The sequence below is a fragment of the Nocardia sp. NPDC052254 genome (genome assembly GCF_040679495.1).
Classification (GTDB): Bacteria; Actinomycetota; Actinomycetes; order Mycobacteriales; family Mycobacteriaceae; genus Nocardia.
In genome coordinates this window covers 878534-899921 of the sequence record NZ_JBFAUW010000002.1, presented here as the reverse complement: position 1 = coordinate 899921, position 21388 = coordinate 878534, and the positions used below count along the sequence as shown (strand labels likewise).

The 21388-nt window shown below is 67.2% G+C and carries 21 protein-coding genes, 1 tRNA gene, 1 pseudogene and 1 riboswitch; of the genes and pseudogenes, 13 read left to right on the top strand and 10 right to left on the bottom strand.

Annotated features, from left to right (window positions below; genetic code table 11):
* The first annotated feature begins 253 nt into the window (after window positions 1-253).
* The 3 genes from AB0L57_RS09015 (at window position 254) to fahA (ending at window position 3552) form a co-directional block, all read left to right on the top strand.
* Complete coding sequence (locus AB0L57_RS09015; RefSeq protein WP_364959151.1) at window positions 254-877, top strand: TetR family transcriptional regulator; 624 nt, start codon at window positions 254-256, stop codon at window positions 875-877.
* A 288-nt stretch (window positions 878-1165) separates the two neighbouring features.
* On the top strand, window positions 1166-2374 hold the full coding sequence (locus AB0L57_RS09010; protein WP_364959149.1) for a homogentisate 1,2-dioxygenase: 1209 nt from the start codon (window positions 1166-1168) through the stop codon (window positions 2372-2374).
* Window positions 2371-3552 carry a fumarylacetoacetase gene (fahA, locus tag AB0L57_RS09005; RefSeq protein WP_364959147.1) on the top strand — a complete coding sequence of 394 codons (1182 nt, stop codon included), beginning with the start codon at window positions 2371-2373 and terminating at the stop codon, window positions 3550-3552. The genes AB0L57_RS09010 and fahA overlap by 4 nt, the downstream gene beginning before the upstream one ends.
* Here fahA and AB0L57_RS09000 read toward each other — a convergent pair.
* From AB0L57_RS09000 to AB0L57_RS08990, 3 genes and pseudogenes are all read right to left on the bottom strand, one after another.
* The gene (locus AB0L57_RS09000; protein ID WP_364959146.1) at window positions 3549-3914 is read right to left on the bottom strand and encodes a hypothetical protein; all 366 of its coding nucleotides are present in this window, start codon (window positions 3912-3914) and stop codon (window positions 3549-3551) included. The two genes, fahA and AB0L57_RS09000, sit on opposite strands and share 4 nt — an antisense overlap.
* Window positions 3901-4368, bottom strand: a complete 468-nt coding sequence (locus AB0L57_RS08995) for a hypothetical protein (protein WP_364959144.1) — start codon at window positions 4366-4368, stop codon at window positions 3901-3903. Before AB0L57_RS08995 ends, AB0L57_RS09000 begins: the two co-directional genes overlap by 14 nt.
* Window positions 4369-4494: 126 nt before the next feature.
* Window positions 4495-4761: pseudogene (locus AB0L57_RS08990) on the bottom strand (hypothetical protein); the annotation flags it as partial.
* Between the two features lie 40 nt (window positions 4762-4801).
* Here AB0L57_RS08990 and AB0L57_RS08985 point away from each other — a divergent pair.
* Window positions 4802-4969 (top strand): hypothetical protein, encoded by a 168-nt coding sequence (locus tag AB0L57_RS08985; RefSeq protein ID WP_364959359.1) that lies wholly within the window; start codon window positions 4802-4804, stop codon window positions 4967-4969.
* 167 nt (window positions 4970-5136) lie between these two features.
* Window positions 5137-5264, top strand: a riboswitch (TPP riboswitch).
* The gene (thiC, locus tag AB0L57_RS08980) at window positions 5261-6892 is read left to right on the top strand and encodes a phosphomethylpyrimidine synthase ThiC (protein WP_364959142.1); all 1632 of its coding nucleotides are present in this window, start codon (window positions 5261-5263) and stop codon (window positions 6890-6892) included. Its footprint overlaps the riboswitch before it by 4 nt.
* A gap of 111 nt (window positions 6893-7003) precedes the next feature.
* On the opposite strand, the gene AB0L57_RS08975 is transcribed toward thiC, so the two are convergent.
* A complete protein-coding gene (locus tag AB0L57_RS08975; protein ID WP_364959140.1) occupies window positions 7004-7642 on the bottom strand; it encodes a TetR/AcrR family transcriptional regulator C-terminal domain-containing protein in 639 nt (212 codons plus the stop codon).
* 89 nt (window positions 7643-7731) lie between these two features.
* On the opposite strand from AB0L57_RS08975, the gene AB0L57_RS08970 reads away from it, so the two are divergent.
* On the top strand, window positions 7732-9267 hold the full coding sequence (locus AB0L57_RS08970; RefSeq protein WP_364959138.1) for an FAD-dependent monooxygenase: 1536 nt from the start codon (window positions 7732-7734) through the stop codon (window positions 9265-9267).
* A gap of 142 nt (window positions 9268-9409) precedes the next feature.
* On the opposite strand, the gene AB0L57_RS08965 is transcribed toward AB0L57_RS08970, so the two are convergent.
* On the bottom strand, window positions 9410-10057 hold the full coding sequence (locus tag AB0L57_RS08965) for a TetR family transcriptional regulator (RefSeq protein ID WP_364959136.1): 648 nt from the start codon (window positions 10055-10057) through the stop codon (window positions 9410-9412).
* Window positions 10058-10145: 88 nt separating this feature from the next.
* On the opposite strand from AB0L57_RS08965, the gene AB0L57_RS08960 reads away from it, so the two are divergent.
* The 6 genes from AB0L57_RS08960 (at window position 10146) to AB0L57_RS08935 (ending at window position 17349) form a co-directional block, all read left to right on the top strand.
* On the top strand, window positions 10146-11279 hold the full coding sequence (locus tag AB0L57_RS08960; RefSeq protein ID WP_364959134.1) for an epoxide hydrolase family protein: 1134 nt from the start codon (window positions 10146-10148) through the stop codon (window positions 11277-11279).
* Window positions 11280-11361: 82 nt separating this feature from the next.
* Window positions 11362-12207: a bifunctional hydroxymethylpyrimidine kinase/phosphomethylpyrimidine kinase gene (thiD, locus tag AB0L57_RS08955; RefSeq protein ID WP_364959132.1), complete on the top strand. Its 846-nt coding sequence runs from the start codon at window positions 11362-11364 to the stop codon at window positions 12205-12207.
* Between the two features lie 124 nt (window positions 12208-12331).
* Window positions 12332-13618: an NERD domain-containing protein gene (locus AB0L57_RS08950; protein WP_364959130.1), complete on the top strand. Its 1287-nt coding sequence runs from the start codon at window positions 12332-12334 to the stop codon at window positions 13616-13618.
* Between the two features lie 52 nt (window positions 13619-13670).
* On the top strand, window positions 13671-14168 hold the full coding sequence (locus AB0L57_RS08945; RefSeq protein WP_364959128.1) for a nitroreductase/quinone reductase family protein: 498 nt from the start codon (window positions 13671-13673) through the stop codon (window positions 14166-14168).
* A gap of 71 nt (window positions 14169-14239) precedes the next feature.
* Window positions 14240-15505 (top strand): bifunctional glycosyltransferase family 2/GtrA family protein, encoded by a 1266-nt coding sequence (locus tag AB0L57_RS08940; protein WP_364959126.1) that lies wholly within the window; start codon window positions 14240-14242, stop codon window positions 15503-15505.
* Window positions 15502-17349 (top strand): glycosyltransferase family 39 protein, encoded by a 1848-nt coding sequence (locus AB0L57_RS08935; protein WP_364959124.1) that lies wholly within the window; start codon window positions 15502-15504, stop codon window positions 17347-17349. Before AB0L57_RS08940 ends, AB0L57_RS08935 begins: the two co-directional genes overlap by 4 nt.
* 58 nt (window positions 17350-17407) lie before the next feature.
* Here AB0L57_RS08935 and AB0L57_RS08930 read toward each other — a convergent pair.
* Both AB0L57_RS08930 and AB0L57_RS08925 read right to left on the bottom strand, forming a co-directional pair.
* Window positions 17408-17480, bottom strand: a tRNA-Glu gene (locus tag AB0L57_RS08930).
* A gap of 107 nt (window positions 17481-17587) precedes the next feature.
* Window positions 17588-17725: a hypothetical protein gene (locus tag AB0L57_RS08925; protein ID WP_364959122.1), complete on the bottom strand. Its 138-nt coding sequence runs from the start codon at window positions 17723-17725 to the stop codon at window positions 17588-17590.
* Between the two features lie 231 nt (window positions 17726-17956).
* On the opposite strand from AB0L57_RS08925, the gene AB0L57_RS08920 reads away from it, so the two are divergent.
* Window positions 17957-18688 carry an SDR family oxidoreductase gene (locus tag AB0L57_RS08920; RefSeq protein ID WP_364959121.1) on the top strand — a complete coding sequence of 244 codons (732 nt, stop codon included), beginning with the start codon at window positions 17957-17959 and terminating at the stop codon, window positions 18686-18688.
* A gap of 41 nt (window positions 18689-18729) precedes the next feature.
* On the opposite strand, the gene AB0L57_RS08915 is transcribed toward AB0L57_RS08920, so the two are convergent.
* The 3 genes from AB0L57_RS08915 to AB0L57_RS08905 form a co-directional block, all read right to left on the bottom strand.
* The gene (locus AB0L57_RS08915) at window positions 18730-19359 is read right to left on the bottom strand and encodes a TetR/AcrR family transcriptional regulator (protein WP_364959119.1); all 630 of its coding nucleotides are present in this window, start codon (window positions 19357-19359) and stop codon (window positions 18730-18732) included.
* A 7-nt stretch (window positions 19360-19366) separates the two neighbouring features.
* The gene (locus AB0L57_RS08910; RefSeq protein WP_364959117.1) at window positions 19367-20155 is read right to left on the bottom strand and encodes an enoyl-CoA hydratase family protein; all 789 of its coding nucleotides are present in this window, start codon (window positions 20153-20155) and stop codon (window positions 19367-19369) included.
* Window positions 20156-20218: 63 nt separating this feature from the next.
* On the bottom strand, window positions 20219-21379 hold the full coding sequence (locus AB0L57_RS08905) for an acyl-CoA dehydrogenase family protein (RefSeq protein ID WP_364959115.1): 1161 nt from the start codon (window positions 21377-21379) through the stop codon (window positions 20219-20221).
* Window positions 21380-21388 lie beyond the last annotated feature (9 nt).

Sequence of the window (21388 nt, the reverse complement as noted above, 5' to 3'; positions counted from 1 at the left end):
GGAGGTTGCCGTACCGGCGTTCACTTACGCAACCGTAACTAGGCTGGAGCTGTAGAATTCTCCATAACTTATACGGTCGGCCCACTCCATTCTGCGTTCACTTTCCACAAATACACGACGATTCGGGCCAATTTGCCAGGAATATGCCCGCAATCGAGATGTGGTCGCACTCCGGCACCGATCACCACCAGCCCCAGCACAGCGGCACGATCCGGCCCCGGTACATACCTCTACCACTGCTATCTTGATCGGCATGGCTTCGGACTCCGCAGTGCGGCCGCGTCAACGGGCCCAACATCTCGGTCCCGAACGCCGGCGCCCGCAGGTCCTGGACGCGGCACTGCGGATCGCGGTCGACGACGGTGTCGCCGCGGTGACCATCGCCGCCATCGCCGATCGCCTCGAGGTGACCCGTCCGGTGGTCTACGCCTGCTATGCCGATCGCGTCGAGTTGATCAACGCACTGATCCAGCGGGAAGAGAGTTACCTGCTCAGCGGCATCGTCGATACGCTGCCGCGACGCCGTGTCGAGGCCGACGAGGAGGTTTTCGTCGACGGTTTCCGCGCACTGCTCGAGACCGTGACCAAACGCCCGGACACCTGGAAGCTGTTGTACGGCAATCCCGATCCGGCCGTGGCGAGTTCATTCGGGCGCGGGCGCCGCTTCGCCGTCGAGCGATGCACCCGGCGGCTGCGGCCCACCCTCGAAGCCTGGGGCATCGCGGACGCCGAACACAAACTTCCGGCCCTCGTCGAGCTGTGGGTGTCGGCGGGTGAGGGCGCGGTGCGCACCCTGATGGCCTCCGAGAACTGGAATCCCCAGGATCTCGGCGCCTTCGTCGGCGCCGCGGTATACCGCGCGCTGCGCTCGGCCTGACGGGTCAGAGCGCGGAGGCGGCAGCGCAGCGTCACCACGCAGGGCTCCCCGCTCAGGCCACATCGAACACAGCCTGACGGGTCAGAGCGCGGAGGCGGCAGCGCAGCGTCACCACGCAGGGCTCCCCGCCCAGGCCACATCGAACACAGCCTGACGGGTCAGAGCGCGGAGGCGGCAGCGCAGCGTCACCGGGCGGATCTGCCAAGCAAACTTCGCCCTGACCGGCAATCCGGCTAGCTACGATGGAAATCGGCGACCATTCGACCAGCGAACCGGCGGGAGAGCGGTATGGCGTTCTATCGGCAACTGGGGTCTCTACCGCCGAAGCGGCACACTCAGCATCGCGACGATCAAGGGCGGCTGTTCTATGAGGAGCTGATGGGCGAGGAAGGTTTCTCCGGCGATTCCGCGCTGCTGTATCACCGCGGACTGCCGCCCGCGATCGTCGATTCCACGGTCTGGCATCCACCGAATCCACGGACCGTTCCCAACCATCCGCTGCGGCACCGGCACCTTCGTCTGCACGAACTGTTTCCGGAACCGGCATCGGCCGAGACCGATGTGGTCACGGGCCGGCGGCTGATTCTCGGCAACGACGATGTGCGCATCTCCTACGTCGCGGCGCTGCGGGAATCGCCGTTGTACCGCAACGCGATCGGTGACGAGCTGGTCTACGTCGAATCCGGTTCCGGTGTGGTGGACACCGTGTTCGGACGGGTCCCGGTCCGCACCGGCGATCAGGTGCTGCTGCCCCGCGCCACGACCCATCGCTGGCGGCCGGCGGGGCCGGAACCTTTGCGCGGCTACATCATCGAGGCCACCGGGCACATCACCGCGCCGCGGCGATATCTGTCGCGGCTGGGCCAGTTCCTGGAGAGCGCGCCGTACTGCGAGCGGGATCTGCACGGTCCGGCCGAACCACTGCAGGAGTCCGGCACCGAGATCGAGGTGTTGGTGAAACACCGGCCGGGCCGGGAGATCGCCGGCACACGCATGGTGTACGCGACCCATCCGTTCGACGTGGTGGGCTGGGACGGCTGCCTGTACCCCTACACATTCAATATCGACGATTTCGAACCGATCACCGGACGGATCCATCAACCGCCGCCGGTGCACCAGGCCTTCGAAGGCAACAATTTCGTCATCTGCGATTTCGTCCCCCGCAAAGTCGATTACCACCCGCTGTCGATTCCGGTGCCCTATTACCACTCCAATGTCGATTCCGATGAGATCCTGTTCTACTGCGGCGGAAACTACGAGGCACGCCGCGGTTCGGGGATCGGGCAGGGTTCGGTATCGGTGCATCCCGGCGGTTATGCGCACGGGCCGCAGCCGGGGGCATATGAACGCAGTATCGGCGTGGACCATTTCGACGAACTGGCCGTGATGGTCGATACCTTCCGACCGCTGGGACTCGGCGAGGGCGCCCTGGCCTGCGAGGATCCTGCCTACCCGTGGACCTGGTCGGGGCGTGGGCCGGACTCGGAGCGCGCGTGAGAACACTGCGGCTGGAGCTGGGGAACGACGACCGGTTCGGGCCCGACAATCTGCCCTACGGAGTGTTCGCACCGGCGGGCGGCGAATTCCGCACCGGTGTGCGCTTCGGCTCCGCCGTACTGGATCTCGCCGCGCTGCTGGATGATTCGACCTTCGCGCAACCGGATCTCAATGCCTTTCTCGCGCAGGGCCCGGTGCGCTGGCACACGGTGCGGCAGCGATTGCGGGACCTGGTGCGGGGTCCGTTGCCCGCGAGCGTGATTCATCCGCTGGATTCGGTGAGCCTGAGGCTGCCCGTCGCGATCGGCGACTACGTCGATTTCTACGCCAGTATCGATCACGCCACCCGGCTGGGCCGGTTCCTGCGCCCCGGCGGCGCACCGCTGTTGCCGAACTGGCGGCATCTACCGGTGGGATATCACGGCCGGGCCGGCAGTGTGGTGGTGTCGGGCACGCCGGTGATCCGGCCCCGGGGGCAGCTCCGAACCGATTCGGGCGCGCCGGAATTCGCGCCGTCACGGCGATTGGATATCGAGGCCGAACTCGGATTCGTGGTGGGGGCCGGTTCGGAACCGGGTACGCCGATCGCGGTGGACGATGTCGGCGCACACATATTCGGGGTGGCACTGGTCAACGACTGGTCGGCCCGTGACATCCAGGCGTGGGAGAGTCAGCCGCTGGGGCCTTTTCTCGCGAAGTCGTTCGCGACCACGATGTCGGCGTGGATCACCCCGCTGGCGGCGCTGGAATCCGCGCGGGTTCCGCTACCGGATCAGTCCCCCGAACCGCTGCCCTACCTGCGCGGCCGACGGGACTGGGGATTGGATATCGATCTTCGCGTCCACTGGAACGGGCACGAGGTCAGCACCCCGCCGTATCGCTCGATGTACTGGTCCCCCGCGCAGATGCTGGCCCACCTGACCGTCAACGGCGCCGCCGTCCGGCCCGGAGATCTGTTCGCCTCCGGAACGATCTCCGGGCCGGAGCGCCGGCAGAGCGGTTCGTTCATCGAATTGTCCGGTAACGGAAGCGAACCCATCGAGGTGGGCGGCGAAGCACGCACCTTCCTGGCCGACGGCGACTCCGTCACCATCACCGCCACGGCTCCCGGCCCGGCCGGAGCACGGATCGCACTGGGCGAGGTCAGCGGGCATGTCCTCACCGCCCGGCGCTGCTAGCCGGTACCCGGTCGAGCCACCGTCCGGAAGCCCGTTTCCTCGATCACGATCACGCCCGGGCTGTCCAACCGTCCGGCCTCGTAGACGGCCTCGTCGAGATGGGTCGACATCAACAGCATCCATGCCTGCCAAGGCGTTCCCGCCCCCAACGGCCCGCCGGAATTCGCCGACAACCGGGTGTAGTAATCGCGCAACTGCTGTTCGGTCACCGCGAACACCAACGGGGGTTCGACCGGTTCCCCACCGACTGCCGTGATCAGCAATCGCCGCGCATCATCCCGGTCGATCCGGTACCCGGCTTCCGTACCGGCGCGAATCACCGACTCGATGAGCTCATCGGCACTGGGTTCAGACTTGTCCACGGCATGCTCCTCCAGGAAACGCAGTGATCACCTGGCCGTTCTCGGCCACGATCACGGTGGGCTGAACCGTCTTCACGATCGCTCCGGTGACATGGTTGACCAGATAGATCTGGCCGGTGTAACAGTACTTGCCGGAGCCCTGCGGGCCGTGCCAGTCGGGGGCGTCGTGCGCCTTGGCGATCGCCATATCGGCGATGTCGCGCCAATTTCGACCTTCGATATCCGCGAGCCCCTCCCACTCGGCCATATGCCTGTCCTGAATGTGCCGATATCCGTAATCCTTGTTCCCGCACAGCAGTTTCCAGTTGCCGTAGGTGGTGACCACCTTCGATTCGTTCGTGCTGATCCCACAGGCACCCCAGGGAAACGAGGCGTGCGCCACCGGATCCGGAGCGAAAAGAACCATCGGAGCGACCAACGCTGCCGCGGCCATGACGAATGCGCGAATCTTCATATCGACTCCCCCATCGAGCACCGAACGGTGCTGTTCGGTGTGATCACGCCCCCTGCGGTGATCACACCGAACAGCATAGACCGGTTGGCGACATACGCCTATCGAATATCCGGCCGGGCCGCGAAATCAGTTGCCGGCACCGTGATTCGGGTTGGTGCAGATCGTGCCCTCACACGGCACCTGCGAACCGTCCCCGTTCGGGTTCGGCATCGTATTCCCGCCGTTCTCATCCGGATTCGGACCCGCACCATGATTCGGGTTCGTACAGATCGTCCCCTCACACGGCACCACCGAACCGTCCCCGTTCGGATTCGGCATCGTATTCCCGCCGTTCTCATCCGGATTCGGACCCGCACCATGATTCGGGTTCGTACAGATCGTGCCCTCACAGGGAGTGGTGGGCGCGGGCTGCTGATCGGAATTCTTTGCGGTCGTGGGTGTTCCGGTGTTTCCGGCGGTGGTGGTCGCCGCCGCGGTTGTCGTCGGTGCGGGTTTGGTGGTGGTCGTGGTCTCCGATGCCGAGTCGTTCGAACACGCGGCGCCGAACAGCGACAGTGCGGCTATCGCGGTGAACACAGCTAGTCGAGTCATCGTCCGATGATCACATGTGCTCGATCGACAGCCTCGCATCCCGGACATACCGGCGATCCATATTTCCGGACGATCCCGCGGACGAGCCGAGCCCGCTGCCTGCGGTTTCTCGTCCCGCCGCAGCTCGAGGGCGAGTGACGCCTCCGGGTGGTGCGGAGTACCCTCGGCCCGGAACAACATTTTGCCAACGGGGGCTCGCACCAGCGGGCTGAGAGGACGGCTAGCCCATTCGGGCGGATACAGGGCCGTCGACCGTACGAACCTGACCGGGTAATGCCGGCGTAGGGAGGATCGATCTCACATGTCGTCGAACCATGTCACCACCGGCCCGATCGCGGGCAGCGTCAAACACTATGCGCAGGTCGAAGCGGATGCGACGACGCTGCGCATTCCCGTTCGCCGAATCAACCTCACCAACGGCGAGCACTTCGACGTCTACGACACCTCGGGCCCGTACACCGATGATTCGGCCACCATCGACCTCGACGCGGGTCTGCCGAAGTTGCGGGACGGCTGGGCCAAACCCGAGAGTGCCGGACCGCGTACCCAACTGGCCTGGGCCAGAGCCGGAATCATCACCGCCGAGATGCGCTATATCGCTGCCCGCGAAGGGGTTTCGCCCACGCTGGTGCGCGATGAGGTGGCAGCCGGGCGCGCGGTGATCCCGGCCAACCACAATCACCCCGAATCCGAGCCGATGATCATCGGCAAGAAGTTCGCGGTGAAGATCAACGCCAATATCGGTAATTCGGCGGTGACCTCCTCGATCGCCGAGGAGGTCGAGAAGATGGTGTGGGCCACGCGCTGGGGCGCCGACACCATCATGGATCTGTCCACCGGCAAGAACATCCACGAGACCCGCGAGTGGATCCTGCGCAACTCCCCGGTCCCGGTCGGCACGGTGCCGATCTATCAGGCGCTGGAGAAGGTGAACGGCGACCCGACCCAGCTGACCTGGGAGATCTATCGCGACACGGTCATCGAGCAGGCCGAGCAGGGCGTGGACTACATGACCGTGCACGCGGGCGTCCTGCTGCGCTACGTCCCGCTCACCGCCAAGCGTGTGACCGGCATCGTGTCGCGCGGTGGATCCATCATGGCGGCGTGGTGCCTGGCCCATCACCAGGAATCGTTCCTGTACACGAATTTCGCCGAGCTGTGCGAGATCCTGGCGCGCTACGACATCACCTTCTCCCTGGGTGACGGTCTGCGCCCGGGGTCGATCGCCGACGCCAACGACGCGGCCCAGCTCGCCGAGCTGCGCACCCTGGGTGAGCTCACCACGATCGCGAAATCCCATGGCGTGCAGGTGATGATCGAGGGCCCCGGCCATGTGCCCATGCACAAGATCGTGGAGAACGTGCGGCTGGAGGAGGAATGGTGCGAGGAGGCGCCGTTCTACACCCTCGGCCCGCTGGCGACCGATATCGCTCCCGCCTACGACCACATCACCTCGGCGATCGGCGCGGCGATCATCGCGCAGGCGGGTACCGCCATGCTCTGCTACGTCACACCCAAGGAGCATCTCGGCCTGCCCAACCGCGATGATGTGAAGGTCGGCGTGATCACCTACAAGATCGCGGCGCACTCGGCCGATCTCGCCAAGGGGCATCCCCGTGCGCAGGAGCGCGACGACGCGTTGTCCAAGGCGCGCTTCGAATTCCGCTGGCACGACCAGTTCGCACTGTCGTTGGACCCCGACACCGCGCGGGAGTACCACGACGAGACCCTGCCCGCCGAACCGGCCAAGACCGCGCACTTCTGTTCGATGTGTGGCCCCAAGTTCTGCTCGATGCGTATTTCCGCCGATGTGCGCGAGTACGCGGAGAAGCAGGGCCTCACCGATGTGGCGGCGATCGAGGCCGGTATGGCGGAGAAGTCCGCGGAGTTCGCCGATGCGGGCGGCAAGGTCTACCTGCCGGTCGTGTCCTGATATTTCCCCAGCCGTAGCGGCGAAAGCCGTTGCGCTGCTCGCGTCGACGCCTGCCGCCGCCACGGCGGGCGTCGGCGCGGCAGATGTGGTGCCCGGCGCCGCCCGCGCCGATCACGCGATATCGGTGAGTGCCCCGATGCCGGCCAGGATGACCCGCAGGCCGTGGCCGAATTCGGCATCGGGCTCCGCGGTGGCCTGACCGATCACCATCTGCGCGGTGCGCGGATAGCGATCGGCGTCGACCACCTGCCCGATCTGCGTGTAGGGGTTGTCGGCACCGTAGTCCACACCGGTGCGCGCCTGCTCCTCGATGACGAAACCGATCGTGTAATGCAGCACGATCGGAAACACACGACCGGCGTCGACGGCCGTGAAACCCGCGTCCTCCAGAGTGCGCAACGTCAATTCCGTTGTCCGCCACATGGAATCGTCGCTGACATTGGTTCCGGCCAGTAGCCGGCCACCGTCGCGATGCCGCAACATCGCGGTGCGCAGCCGGGCCGCCAGTTCCGCGGTCCAGTCCTGCCAGGACACGTCCCGGCGCGGGGCCTCGACCCCGGAGACGGCATCGACGAAGACCGCGCGCGCCATCACGTCCAGCAGCTCCCGCTTGTTCTTCACATGCCAATACAGCGCGGGTGCTTGCACATTCAGCGCTGTCGCGACCTTGCGCATGGTCAGGCCGTCGAGGCCCCCTTGGTCCAGCAGCTCCAGCGCCGCCGCACCGATGACCTCGGCATCGAGTTTCATCGCATCTCCTCGTTCATTCCTTGACAGCTTAACAATGTTCTGGTCTCCTTAACATCGTTAAAGAATTTAACATCGTTAAGGAGATTGTCGTGATCACGACAGAGGTGGTAATCGCAGGTAGCGGACCCACGGGCTTGATGCTGGCCCACGAGCTGCGACTGGCCGGAATCGCTGTGGAACTGCTCGACGCACTCCCCGCGCGCACCGGCGAATCCCGCGCCGGCGGTATCCATGCCAGATCCATGGAGCTGCTGGACCAGCGCGGCCTGCTCGACGGCCTGCTGACACAGGGCCGCCGCGTCGACTCGGGCCACTTCGGCGGAATTCCGCTGGACTTCGGCGATTTCCCGACCCGATACCCCTTCACTCTCGCCGTACTCCAGTCGCGCATCGAGGCCGAATTGGATCTCGCGGCAACGGCTTCCGGCGCACCGGTGCGATGGGATTCACCCGTCACGGGATTCCGGGACGATGCGGCGGGTGTGCTGATCGACGTCGGCGGCGGTCGGCCCCGCCGGATTCGCGCCCGATATCTGGTGGGCTGCGACGGCGGGCGCAGCACGGTGCGCAAGCTCGCGGGCATCGGCTTCGGCGGTACGGATGCGACGGTCACCGGCATGCTCGCCGATGTGGAACTGGCCGCGCCGCCGGCTCGGTCGTTCTTCGGCACTCGCGGCAGCACCGGCGACTTCTCGGCGATCGAGTTCGAGCCCGGGTGGTACCGGCTGATGGCGCAATGTCACGACCGGGTGCTCCCGCGCGGATCGGAACTGACCTTCGAACAGTTCCGCAGCGCCTTCACCGAACTCGCGGGCACGGATTTCGGAATGCACAGTCCGCGCTGGGTGACGCACTACAGCGATGCGGCCCGCCAAGCCGAGCGGTATCGCGCGGGCCACGTATTCCTCGCCGGCGATGCCGCCCACATCCACTATCCGGCCGGTGGACAGGGGCAGAATCTGGGACTGCAGGATGCGGCCAACCTCGGTTGGAAGCTCGCGGCGGTCCTGCGCCACGACGCCGCCGACACGCTGTTGGACACCTACGAATCCGAGCGGCACCCGGTCGCGGCGCGGGTCCTGCAGAACACCCGCGCGCAGACCGCACTGCAACGCCCCGGCGCGCACACGGACGCATTGCGCGACACCTTGTCCGAGCTGATCGGCACGGACTCGGTGCGACACCGGCTCGGGTTCATGATCACCGCACTCGATATCCGCTACGACTGCACCGGCGATCATCCGCTGACCGGACGGCGGATACCGGACGTCGACCTCGTCACCGCCACGGGGCCGGTCCGGATGTACGAACTGCTCCGGTGCGCGCGGCCGATCCTGCTGGTGCGCAACGGAACCGGCATTCCCGATCTCGCGGGCTGGCAGGACCGGGTGGAAGTGGTGTGCGCGCAGGATACGAACGTCGAATGGACCGCGCCCGGCGTGGGTGCGGTCGCCGCCCCGGCCTGCACGCTGATCCGCCCGGACGGATACATCGCGTGGGCGGCAGACGGTTCCGGAGCGAGCGGCCTCACCGCGGCGCTCACCGCGTGGGCCGGCCCGGAGCACAGGGGCTTTCTCACCGGTGAGAATTCACTGGACGACAGCGCCGTCCAACACCGAAACTGACTCCGAGGTACGGGCACCCACGAAGTCCGCGCACCTCACAACGGCTCGTTCCGGTCTTCCCGACCGGGACGGACCGGCACACGGGCGGGTCCACCGCTGCAACGGTGGACCCGTTCTCACGCTCGCAGCAGCTGCCGCGCAGTCACTTTCGCGGCTGCCATCGTGCGGCGAAATCCTCGGGTCGCGGTGCGGGGCCGGGCAGTTCGCCGGGGGTCCGCAAACCGTCGAGCAGCAGGGCGAGCATGCGGTGGCGCAGCTCGGCGGTGCGGGTGGCATCGGGAAGGGCGACAGCCGCGCAGGCTTCCAGAATCAGGCTGAAGTCCGTGATCGTCACTCCGTCTCGCACCGCTCCGGCAGATCTTGCCCGGCGCAGTATTTCCGTGTTCAGTTCGGCCGAGCGCCGGACCTGGGGGGCGAAGGATTCGTCCGGCGTGAAGGTTCCGGCCAGCCGGACGGTCAGCGAATGCACATCCGCGTCGACGACCCGGTGCAGGAAGTCGTCCAGCACCCGCGCGTCATCGTCGGTCCCGAGTGCCGCTTCGCCTTCGGAGTTGTAGCGGCTCAACCCCTGAAAGCACAGCGTACGAAGCAACACCTCCTTGCTGGGATAGCGGCGATACAGGGCACTGATACCGACGCCGGCCCGCTCGGCGACGGCCGCGACCGGGGCCGTGGCATCCGCGAGGAACACCGCGCGAGCCGCATCGAGGATGATCCCGTCGTTGCGCGCGGCCTGCGCCTTCCGGCCGGAGAGGGGCTTGTGAGCTGGGACATCGGGCGAGTTGGCCATGTCGACAGGTTAACACTTGAAACGGAATAATCCGTTCTGTTAGAGTTCGAACAGAACAAATCATTCCGTTCCAATTAGGAGATCGACGATGACCATCCACCCGTTCCGCATCGACGTCCCGCAGGCGCGGCTGGACGACCTCGCCGACCGGTTGCGCCGGGCGCTGTGGCCGGACGAATTGCCCGGTGTCGCCGACTCCTACGGCGTACCCGGCGATCGGGTCCGTGCGCTGGCCGACTACTGGTACAACGAATTCGATTGGCGGGCAGTCGAAGCGCGGTTGAACGAGTACCCGCAGTTCCGCACCGAGATCGACGGGGAGAACATCCACTTCCTGCACGTGCGCTCGGCACGACCGGATGCGCTGCCGGTGATCCTGACCCACGGCTGGCCCGGATCGGTCCTGGAGTACCTGGATGTGATCGAGGCCCTCACCACACCCGAATCCCCCGGGGACCCGGCATTTCACGTGGTCCTGCCGTCGCTACCGGGATTCGGCTTCTCCGGACCGACCCGCAGCACCGGCTGGGGAACCCAGCGGACGGCGCGAGCGTGGGCGGAGTTGATGGATCGCCTGGGTTACGAGCGCTTCGGCGCGATCGGCAACGACGGCGGCTCGATGATCTCGCCGGAGATCGGCCGCCTGGCCGGCGACCGGGTCGTGGGCGTCCATGTGACACAACTGTTCTCGTTCCCCTCCGGCGATCCGGCCGAATTCGAGGGACTGCCGGAGGCGGATCTGGCGGCGTTGGCGCACCTGCAGTGGTTCCATGACAACAAGATGGCGTTCAACACACTGTGCAGCCAGCAACCCCAGACGCTGGCCTACGCGCTCAGCGATTCCCCGCTGGGGCTGTTGGGCTGGAACGCACAGCTTTTCGGCGAGAGCCTGGACCCCGAATTCGTAATCGGCAATATCGCCCTCTATTGGCTCACCGGCACCGCCGGCTCCTCGATCCGGTTCTACTACGAGAACGCGCACGCCACCGACCAGCCCACCGAGCCGACCACCACACCGACCGCGTTGGCCATGTTCGCCGGGGACTTCCAGTCGATCCGCCGGTTCGCCGAACGCGATCACGAGAACATCGTCAGCTGGAATTCCTACGATGTGGGGGCGGTGACCGGCGGGCAGAACGACGCGGCCGGCCACTACAGCGCACACGAGGCACCCGAGGTGCTGGTCGGCGATATCCGGAGGTTCTTCGCACAGCTGCGGTGAGCCCGGCCGCTGAGGGGTCCGGCCCGGCTGCTCGACACGGGCCCCACCGGTTCTCGTCCGGGTGCGTCGTAGGGTCTGATCCGTGAAACTGCTGCCGTTACCGGACGAGGGCGCGACCCCGGTCCGAGTGCTGACCATCGCCGGAACCGATTCCGGAGGTGGCGCGGGGATCCAAGCCGATTCCCGGACCATGGCCTTGCTGGGGGTGCACGCCTGTGTGGCGGTGGCCGCGGTGACGGTGCAGAACTCGGTGGGCGTCAGCGGATTCCACGAGATCCCACCCCAGACGGTCGCCGATCAGGTGCGGGTGGTGACCGGCGACATCGGCATCGCCGCCGCCAAGACGGGCATGCTGGCCTCGACCGCGATCATCGAGGCGGTGGCGCAGGTGTGCGGCGAAGTGGGCATCGGGCGCGACGGCACGATTCCGTTGGTCGTCGACCCGGTGGCAGCCTCGATGCACGGCGATCCGCTGCTGCACGCCGAGGCGCTGGACGCCCTGCGGTCGGTCCTCGTACCGCGCGCCACCCTGGTGACCCCCAATCTGGACGAGGTCCGGCTACTGACCGGCATCGAGGTGACCAGCGACCACACCGCCCGCAAGGCGGCCGAGGCGCTCATCGCACTCGGCCCCCGCTGGGCGATCGTCAAGGGTGGCCATCTGCGTTCCTCGGAGTTCAGCACCGATCTGCTCTACGACGGCGACCGCTTCCACGAACTGACCGCGCCGCGCATCACCACCGGCAACGATCACGGGGGCGGCGATACCCTCGCGGCCGCGACCGCCTGCGCCCTGGCGCACGGTTACGAGGTGCCCGAGGCGGTGGCCTTCGCCAAGGAGTGGACCACCCGGTGCCTGAAGGCCGCCTACGATCTCGGTGCCGGACACGGACCGGTCTCCCCGTTGTGGCGGTTACGCGGGAACTGACTGCGCCGCGCACCGCCCACCGGCTCCAGCAACCTTCCGGCTTTCGCGGAATCGTGAAAGCTGTTGTGGCGCAGTACTATATAGATCGCGGGCCACAACTCGAAGCCGGGACGAGGAGTCGACCATGCTGATCATCAACGCCGAGACCAGGAACCCCAGCACCGAGCAGCAGGCGCTCGGATATCTGCGGGACTACAGCTCCAATCCTGGCATCGCCGTCGCGGGCCTGCAGATCCCCGATCGGCACCACCGCCGCACCACCGAGGCCGACGTGGTCGTCTTCACGCCGTTCGCGGCCGCGGTCATCGCGGTGAAAGACATTCCCGAACGGGTCGGTGGCACGCTCTCCTGCCCGATCAACGGCCGCTGGTCGATGCCCGGAATCGAGGGCGATCCGGCGCACCCGCGCGGTCACGACATCAATCCGCTGCATGGGGTGGCCGATCCGATGTCCGACCTGAGGAATCTGGCCACCGAACTCGAGCCCGGCCGGGAGTTGTTCGTCGACGGCCTGGTCCTGGTCGTCCCCCACCCCGGCACCTCGGTCTCCCTGGCCAAAGGCGCGCTGCCCCCGGGCCGGGACGTGCTGCTCGGCGGCGACGCCTCGCAGTTGTGGAAGTGGCTCAACCGCAAGGCGTTCCGCGCCCGGACCGACCCGTGGACAGTGGAGTTGGTGATCGCGGTACTGGCGGCGGCCGGAGTGGATCAGGCCCATCGGCCGGAGGAGGCCGCAACACTGCGCGCCGCCCTGATCCGCGAGGGTTTTCCGGCCGAGCCATCGGAGACGGTGCCCGAGGCCGTCGCGGCCACGGTCCCGCAGACACCGGCCGTCACCGAGCCGGATCCGCCCGCGCCCACGAAACCCGACCTTCCTGCCGCGCCTTCCGATGCGGCGGAACCGGACACCCCCGCGGCACCCGCTGCCGAGGAAGCCCCTACCGAGCCGTTCGACCGCCCGCTCACCGAGCACCCGGCCGCGGCCGCGCCGCCACCGCACGATGCCGCGCGACCACTGCCGTTCCGGAAACCCGCGGCCGCCGAACCACGCGTCGTGGTGGACTTCGCCCGGCGGGAACCGGAGCCCGACCAGGAGGACTGGTCGACCCCCGCACCGTCACGCCGCCCCGCCCGGCACCGGGTCGAGGCCGTCGTGGTGATCGGCGCGCTGGCCACCGTGCTCATCTGTTTCGTCTGGTATTTCGCCGGCAATCGGTCCCAGCACACCGACGCCGGTAATCGACCCGCCCCCACCTCCACCGCCGGCACGCCGCCCCCGGCCCCGATACCGGCGGCGCGAATCCTTCCCGCACCGGCCGCCCCGGCCACCGCCGAAGTACCCGCACCACAACAGGATTCGGGTTTGTTTCCACAGGACGCGCGGGCCTGCTATCCGTTCCAACTCGACTGCTGACCGACATCGCGCGGCCGCGTGAGTTGTCGTACCCCCTCGGCATACTGGCGGTATGAGCGAATCCGATGCGACAGCCCGGCGCGACATCACCTCCTACGACGATCCGGATGCCCCCTGGAACCAGGCCGCGGCCGAGGGGGACATCCGGGACTGGAACAGCCCGGTCATCGAGGAGTTCCGCGCCAACGGAGGAAAGGTCGGCGGCTCCTATGAGGGGGCGAACCTGCTGCTGCTCACCACCACCGGGGCGCGCAGCGGTAGGCCGCATGTGGTCCCGCTCGGGTTGCTCCATCGCGACGAGACGCCGTATCTGAGCTCGTTCATCGAGGGGAAGTATCCGGCCTGGTATCACAACATCAAGGCGAATCCGCAGGTCCAGGTCGAAATCGGCACCCGGACCCAACAGGCACGCGGGCGGGTGCTCGAGGGTGCGGAATACGACGAGTTCGCCGCCTGGGCACTGGCGAACAATCCCCTGCTGGCCGATTTCCAGTCCCGCTCACCCCGGCCGGTGCCGCTGGTCGTTTTGGATCTCGGCGATCCCGTGTGATATTTCGTGCTCCCAGCAAGCTCCCAGCTTGGACAAAGCCGTGCCCAAGCCTGGTAGCCGAGATTGGGAGCATGTCCGAGACAGCGACAGCAGTCCAGGCGGCCACCGCCCCCGAATCGAAGCGCACCCCGGTGCTCGAGATCGTCATTCCGGTGTACAACGAGGAACGCGATCTCGCCGGGTGTGTGCACCGGCTGCACGCGTTCCTCCGTGACGGCTTCCCGTTCTCGGCGCGAATCACCGTCGCCGACAACGCATCCACCGATTCGACCCTCTCGGTAGCCCATGAACTCGCCGAGGAGCTGCCCGAGGTCGAGGTCGTGCACCTCGATCGCAAGGGCCGCGGCCGGGCACTGCGCGCGGTCTGGGAGGCCTCCGACGCACAGGTCGTCGCGTATATGGACGTCGATCTGTCCACGGACCTGAACGCATTGCTGCCGCTGGTGGCGCCGCTGGTCTCCGGCCATTCCGATCTGGCGATCGGCACCCGGCTGGCGAAGTCCTCGCGGGTGGTGCGCGGGCCGAAGCGCGAGTTCATCTCGCGCTGCTACAATCTGATCCTGCGGGCGTCGCTACAGGCACGGTTCTCCGACGCCCAGTGCGGGTTCAAGGCCATGCGCACCGATGTGGCGCGCCGGGTACTGCCGCTGGTCGAGGACGGTGAATGGTTCTTCGACACCGAATTGCTGGTCATCGCCGAACGGGCCGGGCTGCGCATCCACGAGGTGCCGGTGGACTGGATCGACGATCCGGACAGCCGGGTCGACATCGTCGACACCGCGCGCAAGGACTTGCTCGGCGTCTGGCGAGTCGGCCGCGGACTCACCACGGGCACCCTGCCGATCAACGAACTGCGCGCGGCCATCGGCCGCGAGCCGCTGGTGGACGGCGTGCCGCTGGGGATGGTCGGGCAACTGGTGCGCTTCGGCATCATCGGTGCGCTGTCGACGCTGGCCTACATGCTGCTCTATGTGCTCCTGCAGGCCGTGATGGGCGCGCAGGCGGCGAACTTCACCGCCTTGCTGATCACCGCGATCGGTAACACCGCCGCCAATCGCGCGTTCACCTTCGGGGTACGCGGGTCCGGCGACGCGGTGTCGCATCACTTCCAGGGCCTGTTGATCTTCGGCTTCGCCTGGGTGCTCACCAGTGGATCACTGTTCGCGCTGCACCGTTGGGCGCCCGGCGCCTCGGTCCATCTGGAACTGTTCGTGCTGGTGGTCGCCAATCTGGTGGCGACGCTGACCCGATTCGTCGGCCTGCGGTGGGTGTTCCGCAACGCCGTCTCCGGGACTCCCGTCACCGATATCTCGGCGCCCAAACCGGACACCCCATGACCACGACCCTGAGGAGGCCGACACCGGCGGCAACGCCGGAGCCGGCCTCCGCGGGACGATCGCCGTGGGAGCGGCGCGCACTGACCGTGCTGCTCCTGTCCACCGCAGTCGCCTACCTGTGCAATCTCGATGCCAACAGGTGGGCGAATTCCTTTTACGCCGCTGCCGCACAGGCGGGTGCGGTGTCCTGGAAGGCCCTCTTCTTCGGCTCCGCGGATGCCGCGAACTCCATCACGGTCGACAAGCCGGCCGCGGGGCTGTGGCCGATGGATCTGTTCGTCCAGGCCTTCGGCCTGAACAGCTGGACGCTGCTGATACCGCAGGTGCTGCTGGGCGTGGCCGCGGTCGCGCTGTTGTGGGCGACGGTGCGGCGGCCGTTCGGCCCGGTCGCCGGATTGCTGGCCGGTGCGGTGCTCGCCGTGACTCCCGTTGCGGCCCTGATGTTCCGATACGACCACCCGGATGCGCTGCTGGTCCTGCTGCTGATCGCGGCCTGCTGGGCGATGACCCGCGCGGTCGAGGACGGGCGGTGGCGATGGCTCCTGCTGTGCGGCGCCCTGGTCGGATTCGGCGTCCTGACAAAACAATTGCAGGCCCTGCTGGTCGTACCCGGACTGGCGATCACCTATCTGATCGCGGGCCCACCCCGGCTGCGGACCCGGATCGCGCAGTTGTTCGCCGCCGGAGGTGCGACGATTGCCGCCGCGGGGTGGTGGATCGCCGCCGCCGGACTGTGGCCCGTGGATTCACGACCGTATTTCGGTGGCTCATCGAACAATTCGATATGGGAACTCACCTTCTGGCATGACGGCCTCGGCCGGCTGACCGGCGCGGAGGGCGGAAGTCCGGGCTCGGGTGGCGATATGGCCGGATTCTGGGGGCAGTCGGGAATCACCCGCCTGTTCGAGCCTGCCCAGGGCGGGCAGATCGCCTGGTTGCTTCCGGCAGCGCTCATCCTGCTGGTGGCCGGAATCATCCTGTGCGCCAGAGCGGCACGCACGGACTCTCGGCGTGCGGCGCTGCTGATGTGGGGCGGCTGGCTGCTGGTGACCGGACTGGTGTTCAGCGGGATGCGGGGCATCTTCCACGCGTACTACACCGTGGCGCTGGCCCCCGCGATCGCGGCACTGACCGGTGCCGGCGTGACGATGCTGTGGTCGCATCGCGAGCGGCTGTGGGTGCGACCGGTCGCGGCGGCCACCCTCGCCGCCACCACCGCCACCGCGTGGATGTTGTTGTCCCGCAGTACGGATTTCGTGCCCTGGCTGCGCTGGACGGTCCTTCTCACCGGCATCGCGGTAGCGATCGGATTGCTGCCGCGGACCTCGCGCCGGGCGAGCCTGGCGCTGGCAACCGCGGCGTGCCTCATCGGTGTGGCAGGTCCGGTCGCGTACTCCGCCGACACCCTGGCGACCGCGCATTCCGGCCCCGTTCCCAGCGCCGGACCGCGCCTGCCGGCGAGTTCCGGCGCGGAGCCGGCCGGAGCCGGCGAATCTCCGCAGATCTCGGCGCCGAGCGAAGATCTGACAGTGTTGCTGAATCGGGACGGACTCGCCTACACCTGGATCGCGGCCACCGTCGGCTCCGATCGCGCGGCCACCTATCAGCTCGCGACCCAACTCCCGGTGCTGGCAGTTGGCGGATTCAGCGGCGGTGACCCGTCACCGACCCTCGATCGGTTCCGAAATCGGGTGGCGGCGGGCGAGATCCACTACTTCATCGGCGGCGCGGACCGCGCGGCCGGACAGGACTCGGCGGCGCGGATCACCGCGTGGGTGGAACAGCATTTCACCGCGCAGACCGTCGACGGAGTACCGATCTACGATCTGACCACACCGCGCTGAACCGGCCCGGAAACGAGTGATGCCCGCCCCGATGAAGGGACGGGCATCACTCGATGGGTAGCCCCGACGGGATTTGAACCCGCGCTACCGCCTTGAGAGGGCGGCGTCCTAGGCCGCTAGACGACGGGGCCAGGAACTTCGAACTCCGGAAAACCGGAACCCGAACAGCTTATCGGCCACCAGCGGTCTCACCAAATCCGGTGCTCAGGTCTCCGGCCACGGGATCGGGGCGAGGAGACTAGAAGGGCTGGCCCGTGATCAGACCGAATACCCCCGCGATGAAGAACAGCGGGATGAACAGCGCGGTAGCGACGGGGTCACCGTTGAGATACCCCTGCCGGATACCTTCGAGAGCGCCGGCAGAACCTGAATCCATGATCGACTCCCTGCTCGAAAGCTGATGAAATTTTGTCCGGTTACCGTACCGCAGCGGGAGGCGGTCCCCACCGCCGGAAGGTTCCGGAAAGCCCAGGTCATGACTCGCCGACAACGCCATACGAATCGCCGGCGTGGCGCGGCTCGGCGCGGGATCGATGCGCCGAGCTCTTGCTTGGAGCGCTCTCCAGGTCCCTAGTGTCGACGCCGGACCGACTACGAGGAGGCCGCAGTGGACGGCAAGATCATCGCAATCACCGGCGCCAGCAGCGGAATCGGCGCGGCGACCGCACGGGAACTGGCACGGCGGGGTGCGGCGGTCGTCCTGGGTGCGCGGCGGACCGATCGGCTCGAATCGATGGTGACCGAGATCCGCGCCGAGGGCGGACGTGCGGAGATGGTGGCGGTCGACATCACCGAGCGGGCCGATCTCCAGGCCTTGGTGGATGCGGCGGTGCACCGGTTCGGGCGGCTGGATGTCCTGGTGAGCAACGCCGGAGTGGCCCGGACCGCCCCGATGTCGGATATCGCCGTCGCGGACTGGGAGGCGATGATCGACGTCAATCTGCGCGGTGTGCTGCACGGCATCGCGGCCGCACTGCCGGTGTTCCGCCGGCAAGGCCGCGGGCACTTCGTCACCACGATCTCCACCGCCGGCCTGAAAATCGTTCCCACACAGGCTGTTTACGCGGGCACCAAGAACGCCGTGCGCACCCTGCTGGAGGCATTGCGCCAGGAGTCCACCGACGGCGTCATCCGCACCACCTCGGTCTCACCGGGATACGTCCGCACCGAACTCGTCGACAACGTCGCCGACCCCGATCTGCGGGCTCAGGCCCAGGAAGCCATGCGGACGATGGGCATCTCCCCCGACGCCGTGGCGCGCGCCATCGCATTCGCCGTCGAACAGCCCGACGATGTCGAAATCGGCGACATCACCATCCGGCCCACCCGGCAGGGCTGAGTGTCGAATGGCGCAGGCCGCCTTGGGTGATCGAACGCCGATCAGCGCGGGGCGTGCAGACCCATGTGCAAGGTGGCCGCCCATTGCTGCACGATCTGTTTGCGGCGGACCGAGTCGTCGGTGAGGACATCGGCGAGGCCGAGTCCGCGCGCCATGTCGAGGGTCGCCTGGACCAGGTGGTGGGCGACCGGATCGGAATCGTCGACTCCCAGTGCCTCGACCGCCAAGCGGTGCGAGACACGGCCGAAGCGAGCCTCCAGGGGCACGATGCGCTCGCGCAGGACCGGATCGGCGGCAGCGTGGGTCCACACCTGCAACGCGGCCTTGAACAGAGTGGTCGTATACGACTCGACCAGCTGGGCCACCACGGCCTCGGTGCGCGCGAGATCGTGGACGGCCGAGTTGCCGGACCTCGCTGTCAGCGCCGCCGACTCGGCCTTCGATTGCGCCATCCGGGTGTCGAACATGTACTCGAGCGCCGCGGTGATGAGGTCCTCGCGGGTCGGGAAATGATGTTGTGCCGCACCGCGCGAGACTCCGGCACGTTCGGCGACCACGGCGACGGTGGCCGCCGCCCAGCCCATTTCGGCCAGGCAGTCGATGGTGGCCTCGAGCAACCGCTGCCGGGTGGCCCGGCTGCGGTCCTGTTTCGGTTCGTGCGATGCGGTCATGATGGGCTCATTCTGCCCAGCTGGGCGGACGGCGCTGAAAGAAGGCCGTCATACCCTCGACGACCTCGGGTGTTCCGAAACAGCCGGCGGAACGTCGTGCCAGCTCATCGGCGCTGCGATCGAATTCGGCGAGCAGTGCGCCGTTCACCAGCCGCTTGCTCTCGGCCAGCCCCTGCGGCGAGCCCTTGCGGAGTTCACCGCACAACCGGGCGACCTCGACGTCCGCGTCCGCGGCGGCGACGGTGATCAATCCGATCCGCTCGGCTTCGGCGGTGTCGAAGGTCTCTCCGGTCTGGAAATAGCGCGCCGCCGCGCGCGCGGTCATCCGCGGCAGCAGGGTCAGCGAGATCATGAACGGCGCCAGACCCAGCCGTGCCTCGGTGAGCGCGAAACTACTGCCGGGCCCGGCCACGACGATGTCGCAGGCGCCGACGATCCCCATACCGCCGGCCCGCACATTGCCGTCGATCTGCGCGATCACCGGCTTGGGCGATTCGACGATGCCGCGCAACACCTCGATCATCCAGCGGGTCCGGATATCGGCGGCCGCGGCGGGATCGGCGTCGAGGGCTTCCTTCAGATCCGCACCGGCACAGAAGGTGTTGCCGGTGTGCGTGAGAATCACCCCGCGCGCCTGCTCATCGGCCCTGGCCCGGCGCAACCCGTCGAGCAGTTCCCGAACCAGCTTCGAGGACAACGCGTTCCGGTTGTGTGGCGAATCCAGGGTGAGCACCGCGAATCCGTCGCGAAGTTCGTAGCGCACGAAAGGTGTTTCGGCACCGTTGGTTTCACTCACTGCGTTCCTCCTTACACCGGGCAACCATGCGCCGGGCCGGTATGCGGCCGGGCCGAGCTGGGATCAGTACGACTTCGGCAGGCCCAGCGAATGCTGGGAGACGAAATTGAGGACCATCTCGCGGCTCACCGGCGCCACGCGGCCGATACGTGCCGCGCCGAGCATGGCCGCCAGGCCCACATCCGAGGTCAGCCCGGATCCGCCGTGGGTCTGAATCGCCTGATCCAGCGCCTTGATACTCGCCTCGGCCGCGGCGTACTTCGCCATGTTCGCCGCTTCCGCGGCACCGAAGTCGTCGCCGGAGTCGTAGAGCACCGCGGCCTTCTGCATCATCAGCTTGGCGAGTTCGACCTCGATCTTCACCTGCGCCAGCGGATGCGAAATACCCTGGTGCGCACCGATCGGCGTCTTCCACACCTGCCGCTCGCGGGCGTACTCCACCGCGCGATCGATGGCGTAGCGGCCCATGCCCGTCGCCATGGCCGCGCCCAGAATCCGCTCGGGATTCAGCCCGGCGAACAGCTGCGCGATCGCCGCGTCCTCCTCACCGACCAGAGCGGTCGCGGGCAGGCGGACATCGTCGAGGAACAGGGTGAACTGGTTGTCCGGCTCGATGATGTCCATCTCCTGGCGGGTCTTCTGAAAGCCGGGAGTATCGGTGGGAACGATGAACAGTGCGGGCTTGAGCCTGCCGGTCTTGGAATCCTCGGTGCGCGAAACGATCAGCACCGCCTCGGCCTGATCGACGCCGGAGATGAAGATCTTGCGGCCGTTGAGCAGCCAGTCGCCGCCGTCGCGGCGCGCGGTGGTGGTGATGTTGTGCGAGTTGGAACCCGCATCGGGCTCGGTGATGCCGAAGACCATCTTCGACGAACCATCGGCGAGCCGGGTCAGCCAGTACCGCTTCTGCTCCTCGGTGCCGTACTTGGTGATGATGGTGCCGCAGATCGCGGGCGAGACCACCATCAGCAGCAGGCCCGCCCCCTGGGCGGACAGCTCCTCCATGACGAGCGCCAGCTCGTAGATACCGGCGCCGCCACCGCCGTACTCCTCGGGCAGGTTCACCCCCAGGAAGCCGAGTTCGCCTGCCTCGTTCCACAATTCGTCCAGCGGCTCGTTGCGGCGCGCCTTGCCCACGACGTAGTCGCGATAGTTGTATTTCGCGGCGAGTGCGGCCACCGCCGCGCGCAGCGCCTTCTGTTCGTCGGTCTCGATGAAACTCATGATCCACTC